Raw genomic sequence first — 21,049 nt, 5'->3', positions numbered from 1 at the left:
TTTATCTTCATTTTAATAACACAAAGCATTAATATTACACTGAATGAGTATTTCTAATACTCCTAATACCTTTGTTAATATCGCTGATTCTCACCCGAACTCACTAAATAGTTCAAAGAACACAAAATATTATCGCTTTTATAGGATCTTATTGGTTACATTTTTTCGAGTGAAGAACTGAATACAAATTATCAGGCAACAATGGAGGTTTGTTTGCTAAAGTTCCAAGCACTCTTACCTTTGTGGGGACACATTAGGTGTCTGTCTACACAAATGAAAGCCCTTTCACATATACTGTTGTGAAAGGAGGGGTCATCATGTATCAATTAGCTCTTTTATATTTATTGGCATTATTAGGAGGATACGCTTTAACAAATATCCCTACTTCCACTTTAATCTCATCAGGTATTTCAGAATTCTTTCTAATTGTCGGTAGCTTAGCAATGATTGTTTTTTCCTTCGCTTTGCTTTATGAAGGCGTTAGAGCATTATTTAGAAAATAATATTCTTTCTCAAGAACTAGCCTAGCTAGTTCTTTTTTCTTTCGATATACTAAAAAAGAAGAATTGAGAGGAGATTGATGAATAATGTATCCAAATACGAAAGAAACGATATCCTTAATTGAAAAGATTGTTTCTATACCTAGTCCTTCTGGCAATACAGACAAGGTGATCGAGTTTGTCGAAAGCTATTTGAAGGAACTCAATATACATACTTATCGAAATCGAAAAGGCGGCTTGATTGCGACGATTCTGGGAAAGGATACTGAGAAACATAGAATGCTTACTGCCCATGTCGATACACTTGGAGCAATTGTAAAAGAAGTAAAAAACAACGGCCGTTTACGCCTTGACCTAATTGGAGGATTTCAATATAACTCAATTGAGGGTGAGTATTGTGAGATTGAAACGTCATCAGGTGAAAGAATCACAGGAACAATTCTTATGCATCAAACGTCTGTTCATGTATACAGAGATGCTGGAAAAGCTGAACGGAATCAAACGAATATGGAAGTTCGTATCGATGCTGAAGTAAAAAATACTGAAGATGTTCGAAAGCTTGGTATCGAGATCGGTGACTTTGTTTCGTTTGATCCTAGAGTACAAGTAACTGCAACAGGGTATGTAAAATCACGTCATTTAGATGATAAAGCGAGTGTTGCACTTCTCTTGCAACTCATCAAAGAAATAAAAGATAAGAGCATTGAATTGCCTTATACTACCCACTTTCTAATCTCGAATAACGAAGAAATTGGCTATGGTGGCAACTCGAATATTACCGAAGAAACAATTGAGTACTTGGCCGTTGACATGGGTGCAATGGGCGATGGACAACAAACGGACGAATATTCAGTTTCTATTTGTGTGAAAGATGCTAGTGGACCGTATCATTATGGATTACGAAAACATTTAGTTTCACTAGCACAAAAACATTCGATTGATTATCGTTTAGATATTTACCCATACTATGGCTCAGATGCATCCGCTGCGATTCGCTCTGGACATGATATTGTACATGGACTGATTGGACCTGGAATAGACTCCTCCCATGCCTTTGAGCGTACACATGAAAAATCATTGCATCATACAGCAAACTTACTATTGCATTACGTACAATCAGAAATGGTCCTTTAAAAAACAACCCTAATGGTTCGTATCATACTGTAGACAAACGATTCACTTCTGTTTGTCTACAGTTTTTTTATTGATCTGGATACTAATTTTAACTGTGCACGCCAAGATAATCTAACGCTTAATATGCAAGGCTTCCTTTTGATTTTCTTATCAGCAAAATCATTAAAATATGTACAGCATTAAACCAAATCTCTCCATGCTACATAGTCTATACGGACAACATAATTTATGGATTGGAGCATGAAGATGAATATACTTTTTGTTTTTTTTACACCAAGCGGAGGTGTTGAAACTTTAAATAGAAATAGGAGCTATGCTTTAAAGGATAGTGGGATAGAAACACACTTCCTATACTACGTACAAAATCGGACATTAGTAAACCCTCATCATGGTCCAGTGTTCATTACAAACGATGATTCAGAGATTAGGAATATATTAGATAGCGGTCAATACGAACTCATTGTCATCGTTTCAGACTTTGATGCTATGCCACGATTTAGAAGATTAGGATACAATGGTAAGTATGTATTAGAGATCCAAGGATATGGAGCTAAAGAAACTGCAAAAAAAGTGTTTCGTGATTACGCAACTGTAGTAAATGAGTATGCAGATGGACTGATCAATCCGAATACTGAGCATATAAATGAATACATGGATCTTTACTTCCCAACTGTGCAACGATTTAACTTCTTAAATTGCATTCATTCTGAAATGTTCACTTATCGCGAAACTCCAAAAGTTGAAGGCCCGATATTTGCGTGGGTTGGTCGAATTGAAGACAATAAAAACTGGAAGGAATTCCTGCAGATCGGCTCCCTTTTAACAAGGATTGCTGGTCCTAAATCAATGTTATATATGTACGAAGATCCTTCTCTTAGCACAGCAGAAGATCGGTATAACTTTGAACAAATGGTCAAAAGATTGAATTTAACAAAACGATTAAAACTATTCCCGAACATACCTAATGATGAGATGCCAAACCATTTCTCACAAATAGGTGATTCTGGTGGCCTCTTAATCTCTACATCCAAAGTAGAATCGGCTGGATTAGCCATTAGTGAAGCGATTAGCTGCCGTTGTCCAGTTTTAACAACAGATTCAGACGGTGTAAGAACAGCGATTATTGATGATGTTACAGGAAAATATTATCCGATTGGAAACATTCATCTTGCAGTAAAGCATGCCAAAAAAATCATATACAACAAACAATTTCGACAACATTTAATTGATAACGGAATTACCCATGTTCATAAGCAATTTTCCTTTCAAGCTTACAGAGAAAACTTTTTGAAAATGCTACAAACACTCGATTTAATGTAAACAATCCTTTAATAAAGCATGAGCAAATAAAAACTCTACTTCTCGCTTAAGAGGTAGAGTTTCAGACTGTTGACAAACGCATGCATACGTCGTTGTTAGTCTCGTTCGTCCCCTCATGAACCAAATGTTCTATTCGGGTCTTCACTTGACTGCACGCCTAGTCTGACAAGCGTTTTCAAGACAGTCTGTGAGTTTCATCTATTGTTAATAAGTCCTCTAAAAAAATGTAGACAAAGTCAGAAATCGACTTTGTCTACAATCTCAAACTCTACTTCTCGCTTAAGAGGTAGAGTTTTATTTTTACAAAAGTCTATTTCTTTTCTCAGATGTTTTTATAAATTGATTGAGAGTTCTCAACTTCATTTGTATTCTAGGTTTGTTTGCCTTTATAAGTTTATGAAATTCATTCATGAGCTCTGCATTATGTTTACGTGTTCCAGAGCCTTCATGTATTCTAAAAACAGTTAATGACTCTTCTAAAAAATAAAATAAATAACCATTTAAAAGCATTCGCATCCACATTTCAAAATCTTGAGTATATAAGTAGGACGGATTAAAGAGCCCAATCCTTAAAAAGACTGACTTTTTCACCATGACTGTGCAACCATTAATCGGATTATTCGACATTACAAACTTATACAAGCTCTCATGGGTTGGCAGCACCATTCCCATATCTCTTGCAATTACAATGTTGTCTTCATTCATAAAGTCAAAGTTTGTATAACTTGCTAGTGCATTTTTTTCTAACATAAATGCAAGTTGTTTCTCAACTTTTTCAGGCTTAAATTGATCGTCACTACTTAGCCATGCAATATATGTTCCTGTAGATTTTTCAACTCCTAAATTTACTGCGGTAGCTGTTCCTCCATTTTCCTTATGAAAATAGCGGATGCGTGGTAAATAAGGTGTTACCTTTTCAACATGTATTGTCGATCCGTCATCAACAACAACGACTTCAACATTCTCATACGTTTGATTTAAGGCGCTCTCAATCGCTATATCAATATAAGGACAGTTGTAAAATGGAATGATGATGCTCACCTTTGGCTTCATTTCACTTATCCCCCTGTCACTATATTGAATTGATACTCGTAAATATCCTTTAGCGACTGTTCTAAAGAATACTCCTGAGACCACCCCAATGAAATTAACGCATGGGAGTTCATTAATTTACCCTTATCAACGCTTCCATTGTTATTTGAACTTTTAATCTTAACATTTGCAATTGTTTCGTAGAATTGTATAATTTCACTAATTTGTGTTCTAGTGCCACTACCGATGTTGTATATCTCCCCGTTCACTCCCTTTCGGAAGAGAACATCATACGCAGTAATTGCATCTCGCACATCTAAAAACTCTCTCTCTGCACAAGAATTAAAACCGTCCAGAATAGCTTCTTCATTCTTGTCTACTAGTTCCACGATTTTCTTTGCGAGAAGGGAGCAAACACCATTCGATGGACCTGGTCCAATTAAATTGCATGGTCTTGCAATTACACAATCAATATCATACAATTTCCCCCAAGAAAGTGCTGTGTAAATTTGCAATGTTTTCGTGAATATATAAGGGTTTGTTACGTTAAAATGATCGTTAGGGTTAATGTGAAACGAGGAACCCGTAATCACAATACGGCATTCTATAGATGTATCACGAATCGCTTCCATAATGTTAGCTGTTCCAAGTACGTTGCTATTAAATGAGTGAAGCGGTAAATTCCATGCTTCCCCTATATGGTTTTGCCCTGCTAAATGCAAAATATAGCTCGGCCTTACAAGTGCGATTATTTTTCTAACTTCTTCATAATCCTCTATATTGCACTCAATATAAGAATCACTTGAAAGTTCTACTTTTTTCCTTCTAACTAACCCAATTACTTTATAGCCTTTTGCTGAAAAGTACTTTATAGCATGAGATCCTGTAAAACCCCCAGCTCCTGTAATTAACATGACTGAACCGGTTTTGTGAGGATTCAAATCAACTATAGTATCCGACATTTTTCACCCTCCAAAATGTATGTGCTCATTCACAAAATATGCTTGACCATACCTTTTGCTTGGACGTTAAAACACTTTAGTAAAAACTGGCTTGTCTAGCGGTTAACATCCATTCGGATAGATGAGTTTTAGCTAAAATAAGATAAATGCCTTTAACCACTTGTCCTCACATATTGCCTTAGCATTCATACTATAAGTTGAAAGGAATCTTTGATTCAGGGTACTTAGGTTTTAAAAAACAATCATTGGAGGAAACTTGTTTTGAAGATACTACTCGCGACTTTTTGGGAAATACCCCATATAGGTGGGATTTGGAAGATTATTAATCAAACAAAAGCAAAGCTGGAGGAACAAGGCCATACAGTGGATGTAATCGGCTATTCCGTACGCTCAGAATATGTATTTAATCCATTTAAACCTAGAACATACAACCGGACAAGAAGCTATGACCCACCGTCTTTGCCGTACATTGATTTTGTCTCACAACAATATATGAACTTAATCGAGTTTTACACGCAGGAAATCAAAAAATTTCAAGTAAATCAATATGACATCATTCATACATTAGATGTTTTTTCGGCTATTTGCTTTACAAGTCAACAGAATTTGAAGCCACAAGTAATTTGTTCAATTCATGGCTCTGCTACAAAGGAAATCAACGACTATTACTACCCAGACGAGAGCGAAGAAAGTATAAAGGGAAGAGCTTTTTTTAATGCGCTTGAAACACGTGGAGCGATGAGCGGAGAAATAGCGATCGTTGCAAATCATTGGTTAAAGAACAAGCTCATCAATGAATACTCAGTAGACGAAAGCAAATTAAAGGTTATCCATTATGGGTACAACATCGAGGAATTTTTCAATAAAATTCACGTGCCTACAGGATTAACGAAGCCTGAAGGCAAAAAGATATTACTATGCACATCTCGACATGAATTTTATAAAGGGATACAACAGCTGATCGAAGCATTATCAATCGTTAGACAGTCTCGCACCGATTGGATTTGTTGGCTTGCCGGAACAGGTCCTAAATCAAACGAGTATAAAGAGTTAGTAGAGGCATATGGGATGAACGATCAAATTATTTTTCTTGGTGGACGAAATGATATACCTGCATTAATTCAGCAAGCCGATGTTGTTGTTCATCCCTCATTACTCGATAATCAACCTTTGTCCGTCATTGAGGGACAAATTAGCGGTAAGGTCGTTTTAGCTAACGCGATTGGTGGAATTCCTGAAATGATTGAACATGGAAAGACAGGCTTTTTGATTCAACCAACTGTTGATCAACTAGTTTACGGCATCGATTATCTCTTAACAAACGATTCCCTTCGAGAAGAAATTGGGAAAGAGTCTGCTGCGTGGGGCAATCAATATTGGCTTCTAGACGAAGAAATCAATCAACATCTTCAACTGTATAACGAAGTTCTAACAAACAAGAAAAAACGGAAACGGAAATGGAAACTGTAACCTCATTGCTGCCAACATTCATAGTATGAAAGTACACTATAATGTAGGAGTGTCACAAATATGAAAATAATAGTTACCGGTGGAGCTGGCTTTATCGGTTCACATCTTGTTGATTATTTAATTCGCAAAGGTCATACATGCTACGTCATCGACAGCCTTGTGACCGGAAAAAGAGAAAACATTCATCCGTCCGCAAACTTTATTCATTTGGATATACGCGATCATGCTATTAAAGAAAAGATTAAGGAAATAAATCCTGATATAATCTACCATTTAGCAGCACAGTCAACAGTATCAACAGCACAAGCATCCCCAACATATGATGCAGATGTTAATATTATCGGTTCATTAAACCTTATTGATGCTGCGATTAAAGCTAACGTACGAAAGATCATTTTTACATCCACATCAGCAGTATACGGCAAATCTATTACGAGTAAATCATATATTAACCAATCACTACATCCAATTTCTTATTATGGGATTAGTAAGTTTACGGTGGAAAATTATATAAAAGCAACTGCTTTGTACTACCCTCTTAGCTATACAATTGTACGATTTAGTAATGTTTATGGACCTAGACAGAAAGCAACTGGTGATTCAGGAGTTATCCCTATCTTCATTCAAAAGGTGTTAAGCAATGAAGTATTGACGATCTATGGTGATGGCGAACAAATACGAGATTTTATTTACGTACAGGACGCTGTTCATGCTTTGTATCTATGTATGACCAAAGGCGAACGATCTACTTATAATATTAGCTCCGGATCAGGAACAAAAATTAACAAACTCCTTCGCTGTTTGGAAATAGTCACTGGTAAAAACATCGCTGTTCAGTACCGACAACAAAGAGAAGGAGATATACAAGTAAGTATCTTAGCGAACGACGAAACAATATCTGAACTAGACTGGAAACAATCTTATTCACTCATCGAAGGTCTTAAGGAAACTTATAAATCCTACCAAAAATAGAGAACAAGTAGACAATGTCGACAGACTTCTGACGTTGCCTACTTGTTTTTTGGATTGAAGTGCCAAACATATTTCTTTTCAACGTACACTAGGAAACTATTCGTTTATATGAAAATGTAGTTAACAGCTTAAAGCACCGAGGCTTTACGTCTCGATGCCTCTAATCTTACTTACACTTATAAAATTCATATAGATGAGAATACTCACTCATCCAAGCTTTCAATTCTTGAAGCATTTCGTCGTATGATTTACTTTGATAATTATAATCTTTTCTTGTAGAAATCAATGATTTATCAATTTTATAATCGCCATTCTCATGTAGTTGAATATCCGTTTTTCCGAAGACCGTTTGAAACTTAAATAATAAGTCGTATTTAGAAATGCTCTCTTTTCCGATTAGGTGATAGATACCATTAATATTATTTTCAATCATGTCTTCAATTGCCTTTGCAAGCTCGACAGTTGTTACACCATTCCAGATTGCATTACTAAAGCCATAAATATCACCGGTTTGTTTCATAAACCAATGGAACAGTCCAATCCCATCTTTTAATTCAGGACCAATAATAGAAGTTCTTACTGTTAAATGCTGTGGTTGGTCAACTTCTCCTAATTGCTTGGATTGTGCATAAATGCCTTCTCCATCACGATAATCATATTCATGATACTTTCCTTTTTTTCCAGAAAACACACAATCCGTACTAATATGGATGAGCTTTCCCTTTCTTTTTGTCATAATTGCGGCTATTTGATGCGGTAAAATACTATTTAATTGAAAGGCCAAATTAGGATCGTTCTCTGCGCTTTCATTCAGTATCCCAATGCAATTGATCACAATATCAGGAGAAACTTTATCAATTGTTTTTTCTAAACCGATTAAGTCAGTCACGTCTAAATAGATCCCCTCATTATCTCTAGGATCTCTCGTTGTAAAGGCAGTCGTATACCCCTCTTTTCCTTGAAAATAGGTAGAGATGACATGACCTGCCATCCCTTTACCACCTAAAATTAAAAGCTTCATCCTAAATAACCGCCTTTAATTAACATCTCTTTAACCTCTTTTTTTGTCATTAACCTCGTTCCAGAGTTATACTCCTCTTTATTCAGCAACTGATAATTTCCATACTTTTCTTTAATTCCTTCTATTGGAATGGAAGGTAGAATCACGTAATACTCTGAATCATAGGCTATCGTTAACGTGCTTTCGTATTCAGATAGTAGTAGTTCATGAATTTTCTCACCAGGTCGAATTCCCAATACTTCCATCTCGATTTTTTCGTCTTCTTGCTCAATCATAATTTCTGCAAGATCAATGATTTTACAAGATGGCATTTTCATAACAAAGGTTTCTCCGCCAATGCTATCGTACACTGCTTTAAAGACAAGTTGAATTGCTTCTTGGACAGTCAGAAAGAATCTAGTCATTTTTAAATCAGTTATGCCGATTTTTTTCTCATCTTTAATTTGCTTTTTAAAGACATGAATCACACTTCCATTTGTCCCTAAAACATTTCCACCTCTTATGCAGACAAACTTTGTGTCAGTATTCAACGTATTTGCATGAATGATTAACCGTTCGCCAATCGCCTTTGAGAATCCATAGAAGTTTGATGGGTTTGATGCTTTATCTGTTGAAATATAGACAACTTTTTTGACCTTGTTATAAATGGATGCATCTATAATATTTTGTGTACCTGTCACATTCGTTTTTAGTGCTTCTAGTGGTTGGTGCTCACAAACTGGCACATGCTTTAGAGCAGCTAGGTGAAAAACATAATCCACCCCTTCAAATAGTTGAAACATTAAGTCTTTTTCTTTTATATCGCCAATAAAGAATTTTAACCGTGAATCATTATTAAATTCTTGACTCATTGTAAATTGCTTTGATTCGTTTCTTGATATAATTCGAATTTCTTTAGGATCTTGATTTAGCAATTGTTTGACAAGCTCATGTCCCCATGAACCTGTACCTCCCGTTACTAAGATTGTTGTTTGTTTAAACAAGTTTCAGCCCACCTAACAATAGTTTTATCACTTTATCCGATACATCATTTGCTTCATATCCAATAGGAAATGACCAATTTCGATTCGTTTTTGTCATTATCTTTACAGATCTAAAGATATCCTCTGCATTGATTCCAGATAAGATATTACTTCCGCATGCAAGCGTTTCAGGTCTTTCCGTTGTTTTACGAATCGTTACTGCTGGAACATGAAACAAGCAACATTCCTCTTGAACCGTACCGCTATCTGTTATAACGCAAAAAGCATGTTTTTCTAGTTTTACAAAATCGAAGAATCCAAACGGCTCATGCAATTCTACTAAAGGATTAAGCTTAAATGATTCTAGCTTTGCAAGCATTGATTTTGTACGTGGATGAATGCTACAGATTACCCTCTTTCCAAAATGTTCTGCAATCATTTCAATCCCTTTAAAAATCCCCTTTAACTTTTCTGGATGATCAACCGTTTCAGCCCGATGCGCCGTCACTAAAAAGTAGTCATTCATCCCTAATTCCAATTGTGTTAATATGTTGCTATTCGATACTTCATTCTCATAATGATCTAAAACCTCTTTAATTGGATTTCCTGTAACGATGATTCGATTAGTAGGAAACCCTTCTAATATAAGGTTTTCTCGACTGCCTGGGGTATAAGGCAAATTATATGATGAGATAGTATCAATCACTTTTCTATTTTTTTCCTCAGGCACCTCTAAGTCGTAACAACGATTCCCTGCTTCCATATGAAAAACTGGTATGCCCATTCTCTCAGCAAGAATTGCACATAATCCGCTGTTTGTATCACCTAATACTAAGATCTTATCGGGCTTTTCTTTGATAAGAATTTTTTCTAATTCTACATACATCACTGAGAATTGTTGACCGATTGAGTACGTCGGTTGGGCGAATATATAATCAGGCTTTCGTATCTTTAGTTCCTCGAAGAAAACATCGCTTAATTGTTTTGAAAAATTTTGCCCCGTATGGACAAGGATATGCTCATCTGCAAAAGCATCCAGCTTTTGAATGATGATGCTTAACCTAATAATTTCTGGCCTTGTCCCTAATATAGTTACAATTTTCAAGACTCACACCCCTTTCTTTCTGTCTAATCCATCCATGCTCTACCTCTTTACTACAATATGCTTGTATCATCAATTGCGTTTAGGCTGCTTAACCTGTTTAGTGAGGATAAAGAGAATTATGAGCGCATACCTATAAATGTCGTTTTTACAAAGGAAAGATGTTCATTTCTAATCCATCACCAAAGTATTGTTTCATACGTACAATCTTTTATTGAATTTTTTCTCATATTCTATCTTTTTTTCACATTTCATGATAAGATTTCTTAGGTTGAAATGACATTTTACTGCATGATTCAACATAGTTGTTCGTAAAGGTAGGTAGGATGAATGATGAAGAAAACGGTTAGTGATGTTATTCAAATTATCATCGGGGCTTTTTTATTTGCGTTGGCCATTAATATATTTGTCATTCCTAATGAGTTTGGCGAAGGCGGCGTCACGGGGATTACAATCATCGCGTTTTATTTATTTGAATGGTCACCAAGTATCGTTAGTTTTATATTAAATGGATTGCTATTAATTGTTGGTTATAAATTTCTGAGTAAAAGAACGACAGTGTATACGATTCTTGCCATCGTATTTCTTTCAATCTTCCTTCATTTCACAGAAGGGTTTTCAATTGATTCGAATGAAATGGTCGTTAATGCTATCTTTGGTGGAGTTCTTACTGGTGTCGGGATTGGAATGATTATCCGTGTTGGTGGTACAACGGCTGGAACAACGATTCTAGCCCGAATTACAAATAAGTATTTAGGTTGGAGCATTAGCTATGGCCTGCTCTTTTTTGATTTAATTGTTGCTGCTGCGTCGTTATTTATTATTGGGATCGAAAAACTAATGCTAACTATTTTAATGCTCTATATCGGAACAAAGGTTATGGAATTTATTATTGAGGGATTAAATCCGAAAAAAGCCGTTACCATTATCTCAGACAAGCATGACGAAATTGCTCAACAGGTCAACACGGTTTTAGATCGCGGATGTACTGTATTGTCAGGAAAAGGCTATTATACAAAAAATCAAAAAGAAATCCTCTATATTGTCATCAGTAAACAAGAGGTAATGAAACTTAAAAAGATTGTGAAAGCAATTGATTCGCAAGCATTCGTTGCTATTCATGATGTACGTGATGTATTTGGAGAAGGTTTTTACGATTTGTCAAAATCATAAATATAAAACGGGAAATGGATGACTGACATCCATTTCCCGTTTTATATTGTAATGTAGTTTATTTTTTAGCCGTTAACTTTGGAATGTATTTTCTTGCTTTTTTACTTGGGTCATTCTTTAAGAGACACGGATTGTGAAAGATCATTGTTGCTCTATTATTTAGATCGTATCTTGGCCATTCAGGTAACCCTTCATGACCTGGTAAACCAAAGCGAGCAAAATGAATCCAAGCTTGTTTTATTTTTTGAGCAAACTCAATTTCATTATGATCAAGCTCTGTATTGCTTTTCCAAATATAATCAATTTCAATAGCATGATAAGCTTTCAAATGTGGATTTTTTAGACTTGTATAATCAAAACGATACATCCATACATTCGGATTGTGCTTAAGCTGCTTCTCAGCAAAATCAATGGCTGGAAACGTAAAAAGCGCTGAAGTTACAAGCTTAACGTAAAGCTTCTTCGTAAAAGCAGGATTAAACGACGCAAGTCTTTCCACAAATTTATTATCTTTCCCTAATACCTCTCTAACGACACTTCCCATTTGTTCCTTCTTACTCTCTTTAAATCTTGGATCAAAGTAAGTGAAGATTTCCATCTCATCTTTATTAGAACCTATTAATATACGAATATTCTTTGCTGCTCCTTCTGAAAGTGCAACATCAGGATGATTCTTTATATGATAGTCATCAACTACAGGCGCTAATTGCATAAATGTGCTTGTTCTAGTCGCTTCTAATAACTGACTTGGTGTCAAGTCATACAGAGCATCTACGTTTTGCTCGTCTATTCCTAATCGGTTTAACAAAGACTTTGCAGAGTTTGTAGCATCCTCTCTTGACAACACATGTTTTGCTGCACCACTCTGTAAAATTGCTTGAGTGAACAAACCATTTGCTTGTGGCAATGTAACTAGTGTACCGACACTCATTGCACCAGCAGATTCACCAAGGATTGTGATTCGATTTGGGTCTCCACCAAATGAAGCTATATTCGCCTTCACCCACCTTAATGCTGCAAGCTGATCTAATATGCCACAGTTTCCCGAACCTTGGAACCTATCTGGAGCGAACTCATCTAAATACAAGAAACCAAATATGCCTAGACGATAATTGATTGTAACAACAACGACATCACCTTCAACTGCTAAAGAGGTGCCATCATATGCATTGCTTGAACCTTTCGTAAAAGCTCCACCGTGAATCCAAAACATCACAGGTATTAACTCGTCCCCATTTTTAGGGCTGTAAATATTCAAATAAAGACAATCCTCGCTCATATTTGTGACATGATCTCCTAAAAACGTCATTAAAGGATTTTCATGTTGATAAGCAGCTGTACCAAATTCATATGCCTCGTAAATTCCATCCCATGGGTCCATTTTTTCCGGTGGAAGAAAACGTCTATTTCCAATAGGTGGTTTTGCGTAAGGAATTCCCTTCCATTCAATATGATACTCTAGTGCTTTTCCATCAATTTCCCCATACTTCGTTTGGACAAGCGGAGAACGCATGAAAATCCATCCCTTCACTCTTTATTGAAAGTATTTTTTCATTTTCAAAATAATTAGGAAAGAGCCAAATGCAAATGTAGCAATAACAAGCTCAATTAACAGAATTTTTGTGATGACACCCGCTTGGTACAACCCCGGTAAGAAGTTAAATGCTGCATGCAGAAGAATTGCATAGATGACATATTTGAATTTCCCTTTAATTACCGCATACAGAACGATTAAAGAAAGGGCTATATGAATGATAATTGCAAAAATTCTCTCCAATCCCCCAAGTACAAACAACCATAGGGATGTTTGTTCTAACTGGAGATTTAGAGTTTCAATTACGTCCGGTGGGAACTGGCTAGCTAACGCATTCTCGTGCTCTTGTGATTTCAATTTAAACGAGATGACAATTGTATTTACCGCAGCTAGTCCTCCATATAGAGCAAACAATAACTATTATCTGTCCATTTCAAAGAAGTACCAGTAGGTGATAATACAGCAATATGTAAGATCTTTTCTAATACCTGTGAAAACACAATAAAAATTAGAACACCTATACCAAATGACTTCCAATTTAAATAGACTTTTCTCGCAAAAACAATCATTAATACAACTGGAAAGCAAATAGCTAAAAGTATTTGGATGATTGCCCCGATCATCACTGTTTCCAAAACATCACCTCTTTTAATAGTTTATGAATGCATCGAACTTTATATGAATTTTTTAAGAACATTCAGTTTATTTTCGTTTCCTTTTAACTATAGTTTCAAAAAATAAGCCTCCTTTAACTAAAAAAATCCCCAGATTGTTTACAAACAGCAACGAGCATTTGCATTTGAAAACAGTCTGAGGTGTTTTATTTATTCAGATTGCGATGGACGCTTTCCATTTCGCAACTCACGTATAGTCAGACCAAAATCCATTTGTAGATGGGGATAGTCTTTAAAATGTGCCCAATCTCCACCCCATGTAAATCCTAGTTCTTTAGCAATATCGACCACTTCAAACCAATCAGGTGTTCCATTTCCATTCCCATCGTATTCAAGATCCCAAACGATTTCCCCATTGATTGTAAGAAGAGCAAAATCAATTGCTAATCCAAAATTATGATAGGACTCTCCTCCTCTTGCATTCGTCACAATATTTCCCTCTGCCGTACGCCCTTTAGCATAAAGTTGATCTTGCTCCTCGAAGCTACGGAAATCATCTGTGATGACAACGTTAATACCTATTTGAGATGAGCGCTCGATGAGTTCATCCTTCTTTTGTTCAACAATCGGATGAAGTTCAGTTGGCAACGGATTATCAGCATATTGAGTTGGAAAAACATATTGAATGATAAAAAGAATCGCTATTATAATGATAAGGATGAAAATAAATGCTCTAGTTAACTTAACAAAAAACAACGTAAAAACCCTCTCGTTAGACACTTTTTCTTTCTAGTTGCACCTATAGTTTATCAAAAGAAAAGACGTACTGCATTTATAAAAGGTTTCGTTAAGAGGTAAACGGGTATTGTATAACTAGAAAACATGGGAGGTTTGAAACATGAATAAAGATCAAACAAAAGGTAAAGCTGAACAAATAAAAGGTAAAGCAAAAGAGCAATTTGGAAAACTAACAAATGATAAAAAGAAACAAGCTGATGGAGTAATTGATCAAGCTAAAGGTAAAGCACAAGAAAAATGGGGCGATGTAAAAGAATCAACCTCTAAGAATTAGGATTAAGAATAGAAACAGGGCTTGGAATCTCCAAGCCCTGTTTGATGGTTTAAAGTATATTAAAAAGAAAAGGAATAAACAAAGCAAGGCATAAACTAATAATACTCGTTATTTTTGATTGTTTCATCACACGTTCATCTTCCTGCTTTACACTCTCGATAAAAGTAAGAGTACTAGCAAAACACACAAGGAAAAATACAATTGAAATAAAAATAGTCCATGGATATAATTCTGCTAACAAAACTTCACCTCTTTTTTACTTCCAAACTCTCATATTGTCATCTCTTCTAGTATATTGAAGGCTGTCAAGCTTCTCGAGGAAAGGGATGATGTATTTACGTGATAATCCGAGCGAATCCTTAGCTTCCCCTACAGAGAATGAGCCACCGGTATCTTTCTTAACTTTAGCTAAGGCTTCTTCAAAAATTGAGCTCGCCCAATAATATTGTTCGTCTATTGAAATGATTTCATTTTGTTCGATTAAGTAATGGGTTAAGTCGTTCTTTATTGCATCAGTTATTCCATTGTCATGTAAATAATCTTGAAAAAAGCGTACTTGCATCCCATCATTCTTGAGGGCATGCAGCATTCCATTTACTTTCTTAGCCCAATTTTGAGGGACATGCGAAGAAAAGCTTTGCAGATGGATAAACTGACCTTTTTTTAAAAAGGTCTGTTCACTTCCTTCTCGATCCAAAATCGATTCAATGAGCACTTTGCCATAATTCAGTTGAAGCATTTGTATGAGTTCTGCCTTCTTCATTCCTCTTCTCATCGGAAATTGACTATGATAATCATGCAAGACATCGTATATTTCATCTTCAATAACTGATACAACTCGAGCTAATGTATATGAACGCTTTCCTAAAGAAACAAATTCCTCAGAGGATAGAACAGAAGCAATATCCTCCTCTCCCAAAGAAGTATACGTTATAATATCATCGACTGTTAACCATTTATGTTCAGCCAAAAGAGTTTGAATACGCTCAATAGGACTTCCATCTTTCTTCATTCCTAACGACTCTATTGTCTTTAATCCAAACTTGTACTTTTCACCGTTTGGATCAATGACCCAACCTCCGCCAATTGTTTCTTGAGGACTTGGGCGCCTTAGAATAAAACGATCTCCCCTACGTACGACAATTGGTTCATCTAAACGAAGTTGGCATAGGATTTCATCCTCTTCCTGCTTGATTTCATTGCGATCAAAGAAAACAATTCTTCCCATAACCTCGGCTGTGCCAATATGGCATTTAATCGGCATTCGTTGTTTCATAATGTACTCCAAATCAGATACAACATTTAACGCAACATCCACTGTTTGAGTAACACTAAAATGTTCGGAAGAAACTAATACATCGCCTCGGACAAGATCCTCTCGATTCACACCACCAAGATTTATTGCTGCTCTTTGGCCAGCATATGCGTTTTGTGCATCATGATGATGAACCTGAATTTGCCTTGCACGTACATCAATTTGCTTTGGTAGAATTGTAAGTGCTTGTCCTATTTGGACCTGACCTTCATAAACTGTGCCACGAACGACAGTACCTTGTCCTTTAACAGTAAAGACTTGGTCAATCGGAAGACGGAATGACCCATTTGAATCCCTTGTATCTTGCATTTGCACCATTTCTAAAATTTTTTTCTTTAGCTGGTCAATCCCTTTATTCGATAGACTATCAACGAATAGCATTGGGGCATTCTCAAACACAGATCCATCTAGTTGTGTATGTATATCATCCTCAACAAGTTCAATGAATTCTTTGTCAACACGATCCAATTTAGTAACTGCGACTATACCATTTTTGATTCCTAAGAAACTAAGAATCTCCAAATGCTCTTTCGTTTGCGGCATAACCCCTTCATCTGCTGCAATGACGAGCACGACTAAATCAATTCCTGCAACTCCAGCTATCATTTGCCGAATAAACCGCTCATGTCCAGGAACATCTATGACAGACACTTGCATCTGATCGTTTTCATATAAAGGGGCAAACCCTAATTCAATCGAAATATTTCGCTCTTTTTCTTCTTTTAATCGATCTGTATCAACATTAGTTAGTGCTTTTGTTAATGATGTTTTTCCATGGTCAATATGACCTGCCATTCCTATCGTATAAAACCTTTTCATGTAGAACACCTACTTTATATTTGCTTCATCATAACTGTATCTTGATTGCACCTATTATACAATAGAAGGAAGATGTTATTCACGAAATGTTTAGGATTGTTGTTTTTCTTGTTCTGCTCTTCGTTTCTCAGATTTTATACGGAATGGAAGCAACAAAGCTATAAATACAATAAAAGCGAGGAACTCAAGCACAATAATATAATATGGATATGGCCCCATATAATCTATTAAGCTCCCGTTTGAAGGCTTATACGATAAAAACATATAATTCCCACCCGTTAATTTATTCGCAAGATAAGCAATCCCCGCACAAAAATTCAGGAATAAGAATGAGCGAATTAAGCCTTTCCATGTAGGACGATATTCATAAACACACACATAATAAACACATACCCAAATGATTAGAATATGGGTAATAAAAAATTGGAAATAGCGGAAATGCGGATAGCCTAGAAATAATTCAGGTGTTAGGACAGCCATTAATGCACCAGCTATTCCAATAAAATATACAATTTGAAAAATGAACCTCGCATTTGTAACCAACAGAAGCAAACAAAGCAATAAGCTTATTGAACATAGTTGCAGTGGGAGTGTAAAAGATACATCCCAATATCCATCCTTATACAGCCAATAATGATAGAGTCCTTCAAAGATAAAAAGAATGGAAAACATCGTCACTTGTATCTTCTTTCTTCTTTGCTGTAAGCTAATCCGAAAATAATAAATGAACAGACAGCCTATTAGAAGGAGTGTGATCATCAAAATATGTGACGTTGTAAATGCTGTAAATGGATAAGAGTCATATTGATGGCCAAATAACGATTCCATCATCTCCTCCTTTCTATTCTCCTCTCATCTAAAAGGAAAAAACAGTTAATTCTTATCCACTATTCATTCGATGAGAGTAAAATAGATTCCTTTGTTATCGACATGTATTCACTAGATGTTAACAATTAGTTTACATAATATATTTATATTACACTAACATTTGCAAATATCCATTTTGGTACAACAAATCTTACGGTCATTAATGGGTCAACGATTTGACAAACCTCCAATTGACCAATGGCACTCATTAACATTGTGGCATCAGCAAGTGAAAGTTGATTCTTTATGGAAACATGCTTGACCATCCATTCTGTAGCAAGCTTACTCGCTTCATCTAGTGTTTGTGAAGATACTATCACAGAAAAGAATTCATCATTTTCAAGCAATGGATAGGGCACCTCAACACCTTTAATAACTTCTAATTTCACCGTTGCACTGCCTGGAATTTCAATCCCTGACACGCTAATTTCTCCATCTCCCATTGCAGCATGAAAATCGCCTAGCGCGAATAAAGCACCATCTGTGAAAACAGGAAAATAAAGTGTAGCTCCTTCTGTAACCATTTTATTGTCCATGTTGCCACCGTGATGCCCAGGGGTACCGCAATTAATACCCTCGCCAGCTGGAGCAACACCGATGACACCGATCATTTTATTCAATGGCAGTTCATATTGGTTGAAGATCGCCTTCCCTTCTTTTATAGGAATCATTTTTGATTCCATTCTTGTAAACTCATTTCCTAAAACTCCTAAATTAGGGCCGACTACCATTACACCTTTTTCTTTGATCGTTATTTCTTCAATTTTCACTTTTAATAAATCACCAGGACGTGCACCCGTTACATATATCGGTCCTGTCGCTGGGTTGATACGATTCCAATCAATGTTGTCTACAACTGTATCTTCTGATTCAATCTGGTTTTCAAAGCAATCATATGTTTCAATTGTTATCGTTTCACCTGATTCTACATGTAAAACTGGCTTATTCTGCTTATTAAATTCATAAATAATCCCTACTTCTTTTTCCACTATTTTTACCATTATAACCTCCAGAATTTTCAGTATTTAATTTTGATTATACACTGAATGACTACATGCTAGAAATAAATCTTTTCTTGCTCAGGACATACACAAAACAGTGCTAGAGTCATAATGTATTGGAGATTAACTAAAAGAGGACGTGAACAAAATGGATTCAACAATTGATTATACATCACCGTCTACTACTTTTCAGTTTAATGTGAATAATAGTCGCTTTTTTACAAAGGACTCTCAAAACTATATTAATGTTTTAGGACAAAATGATCTTAATACATTACAAAATACTTCATTACTGGATATTTATTTGTCCGCGAACAATGTGGTTGAGCCTCATGTTCACCAAAATGCAGCAGAGCTTGTTTATTGTATATCTGGTGCTGCCACTGTTTCTCTTCTAAATCCATTCACAAAAAAAATTCAAAACTATTCACTTACTCCTGGAATGGTAGCAAATGTACCACAAGGATGGTGGCATTATGAAACAGCAACAAAAAATCAAACACATTTACTCGCAATTTTCAATGCACCTACACCAGAAGTGATTTTTGGTTCAGATATATTACGGTTAACTCCACCAGAAATTTTTGCGCACACGTATTGTCTTGATGAACATAAATGGAAGCAAACAATTGCACCGATCACAGAATCTGTTGTCATTGGACCGACTACAACATGTCAAGAGCGCTCATATCAGCAACAGTCATATGCTCATCAACCACATTATGCATACCAACAAATGCATCATCAAGTTCATCTCCAGCCTAATATGCGTAATGGATGGTACTAAAAATAACGCATGATCAAGCCTTTAGAAATCCTTAACGGGTTTCTTCTACATACGTGAGGTGAATCGATATAAAAGTTTTAATTGCTACCTATTGGAACGTCCCATTTTCCGGTGGAGTGTGGACTTATATAAAAAATCTATCAAAAGGACTGTCAGTTCATGGTGTCCATGTTGACGTTTTAGGAAAGAAGCGTGGAAGTAATCAATATAAATTGATCGCTAATGATGGTAACGAAAGCGAGATAAGTATATTGAGTAGTGAAAAGGCTAGAATTCAGCAAACTGTAGCTCGGAATCGTGCGTTTACTCCTTTTGTAAAGAAACGAGAATGCCTCCGTTACGAATGTGAAGCAGCCTTAGCAATGCTTCCTTTGAATAATTATGACCTCATCCACGCTCAAGATACGATTATGTCTTACAGCATGAGCCGCATTAAGCCCGACCATATACCACTCGTTTTTACGATGCACGGATCTCTTTACCTAGAAGGAAAATTCGAACAAAAGCTAGCACTACAAGATTACTATGAATCTCTAGAGCAATTAGCATTATTGAATAACGACAAGATTATTCTCCCATCAAATTGGCTAAAAAACGTATTAAGTGCACATTATCTTGTCGATCCTCTAAAGCTAGAAGTGATTTATAATGGAATAGACTGTGGTATACATGAAGAAAAAAACCATAGTGATAAACTGATTATCTCAACTGTTGCTCGATTAGATATAATAAAAGACCATGAGACGATGTTAAAAGCCTTAGCCAAATTAAAGGAAACAAATAACCAATGGACCTACTGGATCATTGGAGATGGACCGAGTCGGAACCATTTACAATCTCTCGTCAGGCAATTAGAAATAAGTGATCAGGTTATATTCTTTGGCAATAGGGACGATGTAACCGAGCTTCTCCAACAAACAGATATCTTTGTTCTACCGAGTTTACAAGAAAATCTCCCTTATGCTGTGATGGAAGCGCAGTTTACTCACAATGCAGTCATTGTATCAGATGCAGGTGGAATGCCAGAGATGATAAACCCAAATATTGACGGGTTGATTTTTCCTAAACAAAACGTCCATGCTCTGTATACCCATTTAAGTAACTTACTTAACAACTCTACATTCCGCTTTAGCTTACAACAAAACGCTCTTCGTTCTGCAAAGCGCTGGGAACTGAAAAACATGACTCAATCTATTATGCAAAGCTATCAAGTTAGAGCCGAAGGCAACCGAACGAAAAAATACACATTACCTGATCAAGAACTGATTGAATTATTAAATAAATGAAAAATAAAATGATTAACCCGATGGTCGGTATTGCAATGAATATTAATATGTTTTTATCTTTTTGAAATCTCAACTTAATGAAATGATCTAACAATGCATAGATAAA

The 21,049-nt window shown here is 36.0% G+C and carries 19 protein-coding genes and 1 pseudogene; 9 read left to right on the top strand and 11 right to left on the bottom strand.

Translation table 11 applies throughout. The features are described from left to right. Positions 1-317: 317 nt before the first annotated feature. The 3 genes from AC6F34_RS00740 to AC6F34_RS00730 all read left to right on the top strand — a co-directional run bounded on the left by AC6F34_RS00740 (position 318) and on the right by AC6F34_RS00730 (position 2,954). On the top strand, positions 318-503 hold the full coding sequence (locus AC6F34_RS00740; RefSeq protein WP_500767966.1) for a hypothetical protein: 186 nt from the start codon (positions 318-320) through the stop codon (positions 501-503). Between the two features lie 84 nt (positions 504-587). Continuing rightward, entirely contained in the window at positions 588-1,634 is a 1,047-nt protein-coding gene (locus AC6F34_RS00735; protein WP_500767964.1) for a M42 family metallopeptidase, read from the top strand. A 246-nt stretch (positions 1,635-1,880) separates the two neighbouring features. Then, positions 1,881-2,954 (top strand): glycosyltransferase family 4 protein, encoded by a 1,074-nt coding sequence (locus AC6F34_RS00730; protein WP_500767962.1) that lies wholly within the window; start codon positions 1,881-1,883, stop codon positions 2,952-2,954. A 300-nt stretch (positions 2,955-3,254) separates the two neighbouring features. Here the strand turns inward: AC6F34_RS00730 and AC6F34_RS00725 are convergent, their stop codons facing one another. Then, positions 3,255-4,007, bottom strand: coding sequence for a glycosyltransferase family 2 protein (locus AC6F34_RS00725; protein WP_500767960.1), 753 nt, complete (start codon positions 4,005-4,007; stop codon positions 3,255-3,257). Positions 4,008-4,012: 5 nt separating this feature from the next. Next, positions 4,013-4,948: an NAD-dependent epimerase/dehydratase family protein gene (locus AC6F34_RS00720; protein WP_500767959.1), complete on the bottom strand. Its 936-nt coding sequence runs from the start codon at positions 4,946-4,948 to the stop codon at positions 4,013-4,015. A 261-nt stretch (positions 4,949-5,209) separates the two neighbouring features. Between AC6F34_RS00720 and AC6F34_RS00715 the strand changes: the two genes are divergently transcribed. Together AC6F34_RS00715 and AC6F34_RS00710 are read left to right on the top strand one after the other, a co-directional pair. Next, a complete protein-coding gene (locus AC6F34_RS00715; protein ID WP_500767957.1) occupies positions 5,210-6,418 on the top strand; it encodes a glycosyltransferase family 4 protein in 1,209 nt (402 codons plus the stop codon). 60 nt (positions 6,419-6,478) lie between these two features. Beyond that, entirely contained in the window at positions 6,479-7,390 is a 912-nt protein-coding gene (locus AC6F34_RS00710) for an NAD-dependent epimerase/dehydratase family protein (RefSeq protein WP_500767955.1), read from the top strand. A gap of 166 nt (positions 7,391-7,556) precedes the next feature. On the opposite strand, the gene AC6F34_RS00705 is transcribed toward AC6F34_RS00710, so the two are convergent. Genes AC6F34_RS00705 through wecB form a run of 3 tightly spaced genes read right to left on the bottom strand, consistent with a single transcriptional unit; the run spans position 7,557 to position 10,478 of the window. Further along, the gene (locus AC6F34_RS00705) at positions 7,557-8,411 is read right to left on the bottom strand and encodes a dTDP-4-dehydrorhamnose reductase family protein (protein ID WP_500767953.1); all 855 of its coding nucleotides are present in this window, start codon (positions 8,409-8,411) and stop codon (positions 7,557-7,559) included. Next, positions 8,408-9,394, bottom strand: a complete 987-nt coding sequence (locus AC6F34_RS00700; RefSeq protein WP_500767950.1) for a polysaccharide biosynthesis protein — start codon at positions 9,392-9,394, stop codon at positions 8,408-8,410. Before AC6F34_RS00700 ends, AC6F34_RS00705 begins: the two co-directional genes overlap by 4 nt. Beyond that, a complete protein-coding gene (wecB, locus tag AC6F34_RS00695) occupies positions 9,387-10,478 on the bottom strand; it encodes a non-hydrolyzing UDP-N-acetylglucosamine 2-epimerase (protein WP_500767948.1) in 1,092 nt (363 codons plus the stop codon). The genes AC6F34_RS00700 and wecB overlap by 8 nt, the downstream gene beginning before the upstream one ends. 330 nt (positions 10,479-10,808) lie before the next feature. On the opposite strand from wecB, the gene AC6F34_RS00690 reads away from it, so the two are divergent. Further along, entirely contained in the window at positions 10,809-11,648 is an 840-nt protein-coding gene (locus AC6F34_RS00690; protein ID WP_500767946.1) for a YitT family protein, read from the top strand. A gap of 58 nt (positions 11,649-11,706) precedes the next feature. On the opposite strand, the gene AC6F34_RS00685 is transcribed toward AC6F34_RS00690, so the two are convergent. The 3 genes and pseudogenes from AC6F34_RS00685 to AC6F34_RS00675 all read right to left on the bottom strand — a co-directional run bounded on the left by AC6F34_RS00685 (position 11,707) and on the right by AC6F34_RS00675 (position 14,552). Further along, a complete protein-coding gene (locus tag AC6F34_RS00685) occupies positions 11,707-13,161 on the bottom strand; it encodes a carboxylesterase/lipase family protein (protein WP_500767944.1) in 1,455 nt (484 codons plus the stop codon). A gap of 21 nt (positions 13,162-13,182) precedes the next feature. Next, positions 13,183-13,751 (bottom strand): annotated as a pseudogene (locus AC6F34_RS00680) (YhfC family glutamic-type intramembrane protease). Between the two features lie 255 nt (positions 13,752-14,006). Then, entirely contained in the window at positions 14,007-14,552 is a 546-nt protein-coding gene (locus tag AC6F34_RS00675) for a M15 family metallopeptidase (protein ID WP_500767942.1), read from the bottom strand. Positions 14,553-14,694: 142 nt separating this feature from the next. Here AC6F34_RS00675 and AC6F34_RS00670 point away from each other — a divergent pair, with 142 nt between their 5' ends. Further along, complete coding sequence (locus AC6F34_RS00670; RefSeq protein WP_500767940.1) at positions 14,695-14,868, top strand: CsbD family protein; 174 nt, start codon at positions 14,695-14,697, stop codon at positions 14,866-14,868. A gap of 256 nt (positions 14,869-15,124) precedes the next feature. On the opposite strand, the gene selB is transcribed toward AC6F34_RS00670, so the two are convergent. The 3 genes from selB to AC6F34_RS00655 form a co-directional block, all read right to left on the bottom strand. Next, a complete protein-coding gene (selB, locus tag AC6F34_RS00665; RefSeq protein ID WP_500767938.1) occupies positions 15,125-17,002 on the bottom strand; it encodes a selenocysteine-specific translation elongation factor in 1,878 nt (625 codons plus the stop codon). Between the two features lie 90 nt (positions 17,003-17,092). Then, complete coding sequence (locus AC6F34_RS00660) at positions 17,093-17,830, bottom strand: YwaF family protein (protein ID WP_500767936.1); 738 nt, start codon at positions 17,828-17,830, stop codon at positions 17,093-17,095. Positions 17,831-17,973: 143 nt separating this feature from the next. Continuing rightward, the gene (locus AC6F34_RS00655; RefSeq protein ID WP_500767934.1) at positions 17,974-18,870 is read right to left on the bottom strand and encodes an acetamidase/formamidase family protein; all 897 of its coding nucleotides are present in this window, start codon (positions 18,868-18,870) and stop codon (positions 17,974-17,976) included. Positions 18,871-19,018: 148 nt separating this feature from the next. Between AC6F34_RS00655 and AC6F34_RS00650 the strand changes: the two genes are divergently transcribed. Both AC6F34_RS00650 and AC6F34_RS00645 read left to right on the top strand, forming a co-directional pair. Beyond that, positions 19,019-19,657 (top strand): cupin domain-containing protein, encoded by a 639-nt coding sequence (locus AC6F34_RS00650; protein WP_500767932.1) that lies wholly within the window; start codon positions 19,019-19,021, stop codon positions 19,655-19,657. Between the two features lie 116 nt (positions 19,658-19,773). After that, positions 19,774-20,943, top strand: coding sequence for a glycosyltransferase family 4 protein (locus AC6F34_RS00645; protein ID WP_500767930.1), 1,170 nt, complete (start codon positions 19,774-19,776; stop codon positions 20,941-20,943). Positions 20,944-21,049: the final 106 nt, after the last annotated feature.

The organism is Niallia sp. CD-39, assembly GCF_059874745.1.
This window is presented reverse-complemented; position numbering and strand designations above follow the sequence as displayed.